The 11,075-nt window shown below is 34.5% G+C and carries 11 protein-coding genes; 6 read left to right on the forward strand and 5 right to left on the reverse strand.

All coding sequences use genetic code 11. From position 1 onward, the window contains the following. Positions 1-2: 2 nt before the first annotated feature. The 5 genes from ADHAQ_RS0101440 to ADHAQ_RS0101480 form a co-directional block, all read right to left on the reverse strand. Entirely contained in the window at positions 3-299 is a 297-nt protein-coding gene (locus tag ADHAQ_RS0101440; protein ID WP_026461418.1) for a hypothetical protein, read from the reverse strand. A 774-nt stretch (positions 300-1,073) separates the two neighbouring features. Continuing rightward, positions 1,074-2,201, reverse strand: a complete 1,128-nt coding sequence (locus ADHAQ_RS0101450; RefSeq protein ID WP_026461419.1) for a hypothetical protein — start codon at positions 2,199-2,201, stop codon at positions 1,074-1,076. Between the two features lie 1,017 nt (positions 2,202-3,218). Continuing rightward, positions 3,219-3,509: a hypothetical protein gene (locus ADHAQ_RS0101470; RefSeq protein ID WP_026461422.1), complete on the reverse strand. Its 291-nt coding sequence runs from the start codon at positions 3,507-3,509 to the stop codon at positions 3,219-3,221. Positions 3,510-3,596: 87 nt separating this feature from the next. Continuing rightward, positions 3,597-3,971, reverse strand: coding sequence for a hypothetical protein (locus ADHAQ_RS0101475; protein ID WP_026461423.1), 375 nt, complete (start codon positions 3,969-3,971; stop codon positions 3,597-3,599). A gap of 321 nt (positions 3,972-4,292) precedes the next feature. Then, positions 4,293-4,766 (reverse strand): hypothetical protein, encoded by a 474-nt coding sequence (locus ADHAQ_RS0101480; protein ID WP_026461424.1) that lies wholly within the window; start codon positions 4,764-4,766, stop codon positions 4,293-4,295. Between the two features lie 231 nt (positions 4,767-4,997). On the opposite strand from ADHAQ_RS0101480, the gene ADHAQ_RS0101485 reads away from it, so the two are divergent. The 6 genes from ADHAQ_RS0101485 to ADHAQ_RS0101515 all read left to right on the forward strand — a co-directional run bounded on the left by ADHAQ_RS0101485 (position 4,998) and on the right by ADHAQ_RS0101515 (position 11,011). Continuing rightward, complete coding sequence (locus ADHAQ_RS0101485) at positions 4,998-5,378, forward strand: hypothetical protein (protein ID WP_026461425.1); 381 nt, start codon at positions 4,998-5,000, stop codon at positions 5,376-5,378. 774 nt (positions 5,379-6,152) lie between these two features. Beyond that, on the forward strand, positions 6,153-6,668 hold the full coding sequence (locus tag ADHAQ_RS0101495; RefSeq protein ID WP_026461426.1) for a hypothetical protein: 516 nt from the start codon (positions 6,153-6,155) through the stop codon (positions 6,666-6,668). 555 nt (positions 6,669-7,223) lie between these two features. Continuing rightward, the gene (locus ADHAQ_RS0101500) at positions 7,224-7,823 is read left to right on the forward strand and encodes an RNA polymerase sigma factor (protein ID WP_026461427.1); all 600 of its coding nucleotides are present in this window, start codon (positions 7,224-7,226) and stop codon (positions 7,821-7,823) included. Between the two features lie 11 nt (positions 7,824-7,834). Next, positions 7,835-9,256, forward strand: coding sequence for a T9SS type A sorting domain-containing protein (locus ADHAQ_RS0101505; RefSeq protein ID WP_026461428.1), 1,422 nt, complete (start codon positions 7,835-7,837; stop codon positions 9,254-9,256). Between the two features lie 87 nt (positions 9,257-9,343). Then, positions 9,344-10,486: a 6-bladed beta-propeller gene (locus ADHAQ_RS0101510; protein ID WP_026461429.1), complete on the forward strand. Its 1,143-nt coding sequence runs from the start codon at positions 9,344-9,346 to the stop codon at positions 10,484-10,486. A 147-nt stretch (positions 10,487-10,633) separates the two neighbouring features. Then, a complete protein-coding gene (locus ADHAQ_RS0101515; RefSeq protein WP_026461430.1) occupies positions 10,634-11,011 on the forward strand; it encodes a hypothetical protein in 378 nt (125 codons plus the stop codon). Positions 11,012-11,075 lie beyond the last annotated feature (64 nt).

Genomic DNA, 11,075 nt, shown 5'->3' on the forward strand with positions numbered 1-11,075 from the left:
TGTTAGTTTTTATCAGAAGGCACTTGTTTAGCGTAAATTATATTTACAAATTCAAGAAAATCAATATCTAACATCCGGGCAATTGCCTGTAACTCCCACATGCGGAAAAGGCCCAGATTCTCCACTTTAGCTTTAAAATTTGGCGGATTAATCTTTAATTTCCGGGCAATTGTGGTTTTCGGAACAACTTTAAATAATTCTTCAAAAGTGGTAATTGCGCCTTCTTTTAGGCCAATTTTCGCTTTTACGAATCTTAAATCATCCTCGAAATTAATTTCAGTAATGGGTACCGGGCACATAATAGGAACATTTTAAAAGCAGTAAAAAGAGCGACTTAATTTTACTAGCTTAAATTGAAACAGGAAAATTATCCCTGACAAAATTACCGGTTTTTTTTAATTTTTTTTCCCTTTACTTTATACGTATTTTATACAAAAAGTAATTAAAATTTATCTTTTGGCCGCTTAGTTTTTTAGAATAAATTTATGGTGATTTAGTGCGCTAATAATCAGTTATTTATCAGCTTATTAGGCATTAGGCAATTTTTTTATAGATATAAACAACTAGATTTTTTATATCCTGAGGTCCAATGGCATCCCCTTTTCCCGATAAATGCTTAATTTTTATACTTTTACTGGTCTTTTGTAAGTATATCTTCCAGTAATCTCTTTTTAGTATAATATAGATTATAAAAAGAGTATATATATGGCTGCAATACTTGAATGCCGGTACTCTAAACACACTTTAAAGGCACTTTTTTTTAGTGGCCCGGCTGCAATACTTGAATGGTTAGTAATTTCGGCTGCAATACTTGAACGGGTGGCTGCAATACTTGAACGGTTAGGTACCCTTGGCTGCAATAGTTGAATGGTTGGGCTGCAATAGTTGAATGGTTCTAGCAGTTAGGCTGCAATAGTTGAATGAAAGGGTGCAATACTTGAACGGTTGGCTGCAATACTTGAATGGTTTTACCTATAAGCAGCCTTTTTAGAATCTTAAAATTAACCGGAGGTATCTTTATAAGCCGGTAAAAAAAAGTAAGGCTGCAATACTTGAATGGTCTTAAAAGCTAATTATGCTTTCCTTTTTTCTATCAAATCCCACAACTTACCGTTGAGTAACATAGTTCTAGCTTCGTCCTTGGTTATTTCTTTATTATAAGCTTTGAAGAAACTCTTGGCAATAGCATCTATTTTTAAATTAATATCTTTGCTATTGTTAGTTACCCAGCGCTGAAAAGGATCTTTTTCATCCTTTATTTCCACTTGTTTGTATTTATCGGAAAATATAAATGTTAGTTCTTCCATCAGTTTCAGGAAGAAAATATTATCTCCGATAACTTCGGCTGTTAAATCATGGAATGTCAGCTCTACCCAATATTCCTCCTGGTATGGTTTATCTAAATCCCCTCGAACGAACTGGTACGTAAAATTAAGTTCGCCTACGGTTCGCATCGCTTCCAATACTCTTTTTAAGGATGTTTTTCTGTTCTTTGGTTCTTCTACTACAATTCCCGCAATCCCAGCAAGGTAGTCAACGGTGAATTTGGTAGATGGGATCAGCCTGGAAAGGAGAATATGCCGGGTCTTTTCCAGGAGAACGTACAGGCTCTTTCTACCATCGCCCCCTCTGCCTTTGCCAATCTTGCTATACCCTTTGGTATCAATTATATAATAGCGCTGTAGAAATCCTTCTATTACTTCCGGGGCCAGCCGGATTTCATATAGTTTTACATTTCCGTTATTACGGTCATGATTTAGCTTTATGTCTTGAAGAATAGAAAATTTAGTTAAGTGGGTGGTTTCTCCCTTATTGTTATAAGTATAAGATTTATCAAAGACAATGTTATGGCGGATCATGTTGAGCAGCGCAAAATCAAACACGGTTTTAAAGGTGTGCCCATTGTAAACCGGGGGTGAGGCTTTCTTATTATTTATAAAGAAAGGGTGCACTTCGCAAAGGGTTTGTTTATTGCGGCCTGTTTCCTTGCAAAACTGGCCTAAAGTGAAGGTAGTAAATCCGAACAGATCGTATTTTAATCTTTTAGAGATAAATACAATAAAATCCTTTACTATCCCTGCATCATCAAAAAAACTAGATTCAATGGATTTTAGGTTATCTGCTATACTTCTGTCAATCCTACTGAGGAAGTAATTCTGTTGCATAAAAGATTCCTTATTCGGATTTTCTTGTTCGCTCATAGCCATAAAATTAATCAAATTTTAATTTTTAAACCCTTCTGATACCGATCAGCAAACTGGAAACAAAAGTCAAGAAAAAAGAAAAGGTGATTAATATGGCTGTTTTAACCACAATATAAATTAATTGCACTATTAAAACCAAAATAATCTTCACTACATGAATAAAAAATAGCAAAATTGGCTGGAAAATTTTTATAATCGGTTCCATAAATTTTTGCTTTAGGGTTCGTTTATATGTTCTTTAAAAAGTTTGTAACGACTTCCCATGGAGTTCCTCTGGGAATTCTGCCAGAATTGTTTTTCCTGTTTTCCCGCCTGCATGATTGGTCCCTTTTAATAAGAATAATTCCATAGTCACATTTTATGCTTCAATTAAATATACGAAAGATATATTTTAATGTGCATTAAAACTGCATTTATTTACAAACATTGGATCCGGCCTAAGCTTTTTTCCCTTTTTATGTCGCCAATTTTTTGTTGTGGGAGAATAAGCGGAGAGCTAACCCATTTCCCGGGTTAGTTGGAAGCGTTTCTTCGGCAACATCAATTAAAAAAGCGGTTAGGTAAAATAAGGTACTGGTTTACCTAATGGCTTTTTCGATTCTTTTTAATGATGCAATAGTCCTGCTTTTTCATAAATTATCTGATGGGATATTTTCCATTTCGGGCTGGGAATTTTCCCTTTAGAATATTGCATTCTATTAATTTATTTTTGGAAGGATAAATCTTAAGAAATGAACAATTTAAAAAAAGAATCAAACAACCTCCGCATCTGGGTGTGAATATCTGGCAATTTTTTAGGCCAAAGGGTTTTCCGCCTGTAAAGCGGTTGTTTCCTTTACCCGTTATGTGAATGAAAAAATGATGTAGGCATGGAAGAATATATCCGGCAACACATGAGTGCTTACCTGTATGGCCAATATAAACAGGTTTGATTAAATCAAGAATGCTAGCAACTATTTGCTGGATCAGGCCGACCATGGGGAAAGCAACCAGTACAAATGCTAGCATTTAACTTTAGCTAATGAAGGGATTTTTTACTTTAATGAAGGTGTCAATATCTAATTTCGGGAAGAAGTATTTATAAACATAAACACGTCCAATAGGAATATTACCCAAATTTTTATCTAAATAAGTATCAGCATAAAATGTAGTTAACGGAATTCCATTTACATGCAAAAGTGCTTTGAAAGAAAAAAGAGAGGTCTCTCCCAATTCTTTATAGTGTTGCCATAAAATATTTCCTTTGCTGCCAGAACGATTTTCCTTTTTAACAGCTTTAACAGAACCTGGCTTTTTTAATTTCATATAAGGAGTTTAAAATGGAGTAAAAGTTAATAAATATATTTTATACTATATTCTGCTTTACTTAAAACATAATCACCCTTAAATAAATTAAGCAAGTGGTATGATGATTTCGGTTTCTTCATCCATCTCGTCAATCTTGATATGCTTTTCGAATAGGTCGCTCTCAATCCCAAATTCTTTTAATATGTGTTCCATCTCAGACTTTTCAGGAAGCTTTCCTGATGCATCCGGTTTAAATGAAAAATAATGGCATCGACCATAATGGGGATGATCGACCAGGTAATAGCATACCCAACGTCCAACCGGCACTAGTACCAAATGTCCTGAGTCCTCCCCTGGTACAGCCATCTGCTTATTTATCATATCCAGCAAATCATCTATGGTGTAGATATTTAGTTTGGCATATTCTAAAACCTTTTCTATTTGGCGTTTTGTGGTTCGGTCAAAAGCTAATGTTCCCATCTATGTTATTTATATTATTTCAATTACCGGTTAAAATGCAGAGCGAAATGACTTGAATGAGGGCCGGATTTGTGCTGTCCGTGTATCCGCCTCGTGCATCAGTATATACATTGAATGTTGTATAAATTAATATTTCTGCTGTCACGTTATTGTTATTTGTTCGTTTATTTTCGATTAATGTTTTTGCTGTCGGTCATTTTATGCTAGCCGCTATCAGGTTCCAGCTAACAAGCCTTTAAATGCTTCTTAGCGTTCAGTATATGCAAAGCCCGTCGCAGAGCAAGTGTTTTGTATATGCATTTTTAGTTCTCGTTTTTCAACCTAAAATTTATAAACAAGCTGAATTCTAGCACTTGGAAGAAACAAAAAACGTAAGTTGCTCTCATCTTCATAAGTATCATCAGGGATCTTTCTTCCCCAAAGTTTTATAGAGGCCCCGAAGTCAGTATTTAAACCAAATCTATTGGTGATATTTAAGTGTCTACCGATGCTAGGCGTTAAATATAAGGTTTTAAAAATCTTGGTGCCATTATCTTCATATATATAAGTAAGCCTTTGACCAAAATGCCAGGTTGGAAGAGTGGCAAATTTTCTAGAATAATGAAAATTTAGTTTGTGTTCAAGGGTGAAATGAACAGAAGTATATGATTCTAAAGGAATGTAACCGAAATTAAATCCCAGGCTATTTCTTTTTGCAATATCTCTATTTAGCCCTATTTGCAGAAATTCTGGAAGTCCAATTCCTAAGGCTACTTCCCAGTTTCTTTCCTGGGCAAAAACGCCATTTACTAACATTAGCAAAACTGCTATTAAAAATGGATTTTTGAATGTAAACTAGTTTTCCTTAATATAAATGAGACCTAACTACACGCAAAACGGAGTTCGTTTCGGTTATTGCCTATAGAAATAAAATCTTCCTTTCCCAATATTATAAAATTTCATTATACCAGAAGGTCAGTGAGCATCAATTTTTTATTCACTTATTAAGTAAAAACCGTATAATCTTACTTTAAATGGTTTTCTTTCATGGCTCCTGTTAAAAAAATTCTTACCTCTTTGCAATTCCCGAATTCGGAATTAATGGTAACCTATTCCGATGTGCTAAGATATGTCCAGTATAGGCTTAAAATATTGGGGCATGGGCAGCTTAAAGCCTTCTGTCAGAAATTTTCTTTTCCGTATAACAGTGTGGTTAACCTGAAAAATGGAACCCTTAAAAGAAAAGAGCACTGGCTACTCCAACGCATTTTAGCAACTCTTTCATTTGAAACTTCAGCACTTCAAAATCCTTTGGCTACTGGTGACATGGACCGTTATTATTATCTATTCCCAGGACAGAGCGAACTTCAACAGTTTAAAGAGCAATTAGCCATTATAGATAAGCAGGTCCCGATTTTTCCAAGTTAAATTGCTTAGAAAAAAGATTTTATTCTGATTTAGTGACTTTATACTTTGGACTGATATTAATATATAAGGCGAAGGCAAACTCCCAGCATTTTTTGGAAATTCGTTATGACAGCCTTTAACTATTGAGCTTTAAAGTTAATTTAGTCTAAAAGAAGGCTTATGCATTGGAAAGCATCCTATTAAAAATTAAATCAAGATATAGTAATTCCGGTTTCAAGAACAATTTTATTTAGTAACAGTAGAAATTTATCAAAATCTTTCGGATAAGCATTTGAACCATAGGTATTAATCTTAAAATTTTTGGATTCAGCTTTCAGCTCCCATTGGGTACCGTCGTACATGGGGTTGCTATAGTATCTGGACGCAATGTATCGCTAAGGATATAAGAATATGATAATGAGCAATATTTAAAGCGTTAAAATATTATAAAAATTCAATTAGCAAATACAAAAGTAGCCATTAAAGCTTACCAAGGCCCTTTCAAAGGCTTACCGATACAAAATGGCTGAATACTACAGGAACCCCATAAGCTCTTTTATGTTAAACAGGATAGAACAATCGCTAAAATACCAAGTCAACTAGATAAATAATTAAATACAGTATATTAGCCAGCTGCTTAAGGGTATATGGTGGCAAACCTAGATACAAAAACCGGTTTCTACCACTCCACCCAAAGGCTCAATAACCGGAACGACACTCCGTTTAGCCGCCCATATTGGGTTGTAGACCGGAACTCGTTCCGTTTATCCATTAGTTGGGTGGTATAAAATAACTATGAGAAAAATTATTCCATTACTTTTCTTATTTATTGTTAGTTGTACAAGTATTCAAATACCTGTGCAGGAAGAACAATCTTTAAAATTAATTTTTGAACCTGAATCTAATAAGACAACCCAATTCTATCCAGTAGAAGATGCCGGGGAATTTTTAGCTAGTATTTTGAACCTGCGAAACATAGCTAAGGATAGTATTAAATATGCACAGCTTGAATTAAGGCAAATAGACAATAAGAACATTCAAATCAAAAGCATATTTAAAGAGGAAGTAAATATTGCGGTATTACGTGGAGAATTTAAAGAGAAGGTATTTAGAATAAGAACTAAACGCCAGACAACTGGTATACCGCCTTTAGCATGGGTATTAAAAAGCACTTCTAGCTCATTGATTAAAAATAGTGAGGGAGATTTAGTTTTTTACCAACATAATGGGGGAGTAATTTTTCTAACCCTTATGCCAATTTTTGGGACTAGTAATGGTCAAAATAAGTATATTTTCCGATCAGTTAATTGAAAAAAAATAACACCACACAACCACACCTAAAAACCACCAGGGCGCTTTTTAGGACCATACGTTGGGCTTAATTCTCCACATATTAACTATTAATTTCTGTAGCTAACGATAGCCTATTTCGAAGGGGATTCGTATTTTTCACTGATGCTCTATGTTAAGGCCGTATTTTAATTGATGCATTACAGCTCGCGCGTAATTCTGGCTAGGAATGCAATGCTTCCTTAGGAAGATATGATAATTTCAGTGGTGGCTCCCTGGAGACCCCGTTCAGGATACTTATAGAATTCTACAAGCATTCCCTTAGAGCAATTTTTTAGCTTATTTTAAAAACTGAAAAATCAGTTAAGGGCCTTTCTTTGCCTTTTCAGAGACCACATCATTGAATTTTCGCCGTTTTTCACTACTTTCAACAATAGCGTTAGTCAGGATATTAAATCTAATCTAACATTTTGAATCATTTTTAAAATTTAAAAGAATAGTTTTTAAATTATTTTATAATCCCATGTAACTTTTAGGCAGGTTCAAGCCACTTACTATTATATCAATCTATGAGCCATGCCCGAACCCTCACCAGAAATTAATAAACAGGCCGTATTTTTACAGCTTTACCAGCCCGTTCATGATCGTTTTGAGCGCTACTGCCAAGCCCAGACCAGCAATAATGTTGATGCTAAGGATTTAGTGAGCGAAACGATACTAATTGCTTACGAAAAATTCGATAGCCTGCGAAATACCGATGCTTTTCTTTCCTTCTTATTCGGGGTGGCTTCTCGCCTGATTAAAAATAAATCAAAAAAAAATAAATTCTGGGGGATATTTAAAGAAAAGAAATCCGAAAGAATCAAAGACCAAACCCTAAACGCTGAAGCTGCTACTGATATTAATATTCTCTATCAAGCTTTAAACCAACTACCCGAAAATCATAAAGAGGCAATAATTTTATTTGAAATTTCCGGCTTCTCCCTGAAGGAAATTCAAGGAATCCAGCAGATTAGTTTATCGTCTGTTAAATCCCGCTTGGTCAGAGGCCGCACTAAACTGGCTCAAATCCTGAAAGACCACGAAACAGATATTTATAATTCCAAAATTCCTTTAAGAGGTATTTCCAACCAGCCTATGCCTTCCCAAAATCTACCACTTACAACAGTTTCCTAAAAAATAGAATTATGAAAAACGACCAAAATTTGTTATCCCATTATTTCGAAACTGCTAAATCCCAACCATCAGTAATTTCTATTGATGAAATAAAAGAGCTGATACAAACCGTTGCCAGCCCAACTTCCAAGGTACACTCCTCTAAAGCATCTTTTTCTTCGATGCATAAATTATTCGTAATTGGGACCAGTGTTGCATCCCTGATGGTGGCTTCTTTTTGGTATGCCCTGGAGAATTTACCTGTCTCAAAAAACGAATCTAAGCTATCTAATATAAACCCCACGGAACAAAATGAATCAGTACATACCAACCCTGGTGAAACTACTGGTTCAACTACTTCCACAATTGCACAAAGAGGGCAAGTAAAGAGTTCTTCTGAAGAAAATCCGGGAAGTTCTAATAGCTCTACTTTTATTCTTTCAAATGAGCAGGTAGCCAAAAATGATGCGGAAAGCCTATTAGATTCACCGGATAATGGTTCTAAACCATACTTAACGGTAGACCCTCAAACTTTAAATAAACTTGGGGCTGGTGTAGGAGCAGAAGGAGTGAAATTCCATTATTATATGGATGAAAGTGCCGGCAGTATTGCTAGTGTAACTGTTAAAGGAAATCGACATAACAGAGGGTCGTTTAAATATACTATTCAAGGTAGATTTAAATCCACAACTAAAAATGCAGCTGGTAGAGATACCACCTATTTTAGGGCTGAGGCTTTTCATAAGAAGTATTTATATTATTTAAAAATTGAAAACCTCTTAGCTAACAAAAGAATCCCAACGCCCATTTTCGCTTCAAATATACAGGGTACCTTTAAAACAGGTAAGTTCAGGAACTTCGAAAGGAAGTTTGATCATACTATTGATTTTTCCAAGCTTGTCCCCATTTTGGTAGAAACTAATAATGCCGATAAAGATGAAGCTTTACTTTGGTTTGAGCCTACCCCAGCGTTCTTAGAGGTATTGCCATCAAATCTTGCTAAAGAGTCATTAGCCATAATAAACAGGCGTACCCCAAAAGAAATTGAGATGTTAAAGTCTCATGAAAGAAGCATGAATAGAGAACAATATTACAGAGTTACAAAAGTACCTGGAATTAAAGAACTTAATAAACCTAATTCAAAAATTCTCAATGGGGAATCGCCTAAATCTGCATCCGCCTCTGATATTAAGCTGACCAATCTTATTGTTTACCCTAATCCTACCAGCGAGTGGCTTAATTTAAAAGTTACCATGCAGGAAAAACAAATTGCCAAAATATATTTAACTAATTTAAACGGGCAATTAGTCAAAGTTTTGCAGTCGTCCGCTTTACTGTCTGCCGATGAAAATTTAATTTCTTTTAAGGTATCAGAATTGCCTTCTGGCATGTATGTTTTAATCCTTCAACTGGAAAAGGGCAAACCATTAACGAAACGAATTATCATAAAATAAATACTGCCTTATTACTGGCCCAACAAAGGCTAGTAATTAGGTTATGTTTAAATCATAAAAAGGCCAATATTATCTAATACATTTTGCATGAGAAAAACTGGGTTATACCTATTTCTTATTTGCTCATTTTTTTCTTGTGATAATATTGCAAGCCAAAATGATACAATCTTTTTAAAAAAGATTGAAATTAATCCCCAGGAAGCAACGCCTAAATTTCTGGAAGACCTGGCGGAGGAGACGGTTTTTACCCCACTAACTCCTCCGTTTGGGTTAAAAATCAAAAAAATTGACCGTGTATTCTTTGCAGACAGTCTTATTTTTATTTTAGATAAAAGTCTTGATGCCGTCCTCATTTTTGGAAAGGATGGTAAAATGCTTAATAAAATTCCCGCTAAAGGCAAAGGTCAGGGTAAATTCACCCAAATAACAGATGTGTTTTTTGATAAGATTGAAAAGAAGGTTGAGGTATATGACGGTGCAATAAGTAAAATTGTTATTTATGATTTCCAAGGCAAATTTATAGAAGAAAAAAATATAAATTCTCCGGAGAAGTCTGGGGCTATGTTTTATAAATTTAACAACAATTACTTTTTTGAACGAATCACAGTAATTAAAGCAGATAAAGGGAGGTTATCTGTATTTTCAAATAATAACCCTTCTTATAAAAAAAGCTTTTTAGAAATACCAAATTCAATATCTAATGTTGCTTATGGAGTTAATTTTAATGCGGCCATATTTAGGGATTCTCTTTTTTATATTCCCTTATTGGATAATAAAATATATTCTGTTTCTGCAAATGACGCTAAACCAGTATATGAATTAATTCTGCCGGAAAAATACTTGGTTCCAGAAAAACTGGTAAACGGTCCAGCAATGGAAGACTATAATGAGTTTTTAGGAATTATGTCTAACCAGGGTGCCGTATATGGCTTTTCTCATCTGTTTATGAATGAGAATTATATTGCCGGCTCCTATAAAGAAGGATATCAACCATGGTCTCTTAAATTCATTTATTCAAAGCGCACTGGCAAGACTTTAAATTATACAAAATTGAAAAGTCACGTTGTACCTTCTTTGAATGTTTCAGGAAGTGTGATAGGAAATAATGGTGACTACTTTATTATAAATATTCATCATTTGCAATATGAAAATCTACCTGTAAACACAAGTAAATTTAAATTAAAAGGAAATTCCATTATTTTAATGCAAATTAAATTTAAAGAATTTTAAATCAGATGGCTAATAGATGAAGGGGATTAAAGGTGGTAAAGCTAATTTTAAATTTAAAACAAGACAAAGCTGTTACACCCAAAGACTCAATAACCGGAACGGCACTCCGTTTATCTGCTAGTTATGCTTCATGTTAAATAAGAAAGAATGGTATATAACAGAATTTGTATTTCCACGGACGACACCTTAAATACTTATAATACTATAACACAGATATTAGGAATTGCACCTACGGAGTTTAAAAGCAATAATAAATTCGATAATAGCTATGGCGTATGGACTTATTCAGTAGATATTAATGACGAAGAACCATATTTTGATTTTATAAATAATTTCCTCGATATCCTTGAGCCTAAATTTGACAGCTTAGAAAAGATTGGTATCCAAAAAGATGACATTTCTTTTTGGCACCTTTATGAATACGACCAACAATGTTCGATGGAATTTCAACCTCTGGAAATGAAGCGACTTGGTGAAAGTGGAATAACCTTATGTATTGACTGTTGGGAAAAAGCCAGTGAATAAAAAACCACGAAAGCATAACACAATATAAACCAAACCCTGCTTCGCTACGGGCTTGGCATATACC

Source organism: Adhaeribacter aquaticus DSM 16391, assembly GCF_000473365.1.
Lineage (GTDB): Bacteria > Bacteroidota > Bacteroidia > Cytophagales > Hymenobacteraceae > Adhaeribacter > Adhaeribacter aquaticus.

Coding starts and splice junctions, on each gene's coding strand:
- ADHAQ_RS0101510 (WP_026461429.1), top strand. CDS start 9,344: ATGAGAAAAACTGGGTTATACCTATTTCTTATTTGCTCATTTTTTTCT.
- ADHAQ_RS0101470 (WP_026461422.1), bottom strand. CDS start 3,509: ATGAAATTAAAAAAGCCAGGTTCTGTTAAAGCTGTTAAAAAGGAAAAT.
- ADHAQ_RS0101495 (WP_026461426.1), top strand. CDS start 6,153: ATGAGAAAAATTATTCCATTACTTTTCTTATTTATTGTTAGTTGTACA.
- ADHAQ_RS0101475 (WP_026461423.1), bottom strand. CDS start 3,971: ATGGGAACATTAGCTTTTGACCGAACCACAAAACGCCAAATAGAAAAG.
- ADHAQ_RS0101440 (WP_026461418.1), bottom strand. CDS start 299: ATGTGCCCGGTACCCATTACTGAAATTAATTTCGAGGATGATTTAAGA.
- ADHAQ_RS0101515 (WP_026461430.1), top strand. CDS start 10,634: ATGGTATATAACAGAATTTGTATTTCCACGGACGACACCTTAAATACT.
- ADHAQ_RS0101485 (WP_026461425.1), top strand. CDS start 4,998: ATGGCTCCTGTTAAAAAAATTCTTACCTCTTTGCAATTCCCGAATTCG.
- ADHAQ_RS0101500 (WP_026461427.1), top strand. CDS start 7,224: ATGCCCGAACCCTCACCAGAAATTAATAAACAGGCCGTATTTTTACAG.
- ADHAQ_RS0101505 (WP_026461428.1), top strand. CDS start 7,835: ATGAAAAACGACCAAAATTTGTTATCCCATTATTTCGAAACTGCTAAA.
- ADHAQ_RS0101450 (WP_026461419.1), bottom strand. CDS start 2,201: ATGAGCGAACAAGAAAATCCGAATAAGGAATCTTTTATGCAACAGAAT.
- ADHAQ_RS0101480 (WP_026461424.1), bottom strand. CDS start 4,766: ATGTTAGTAAATGGCGTTTTTGCCCAGGAAAGAAACTGGGAAGTAGCC.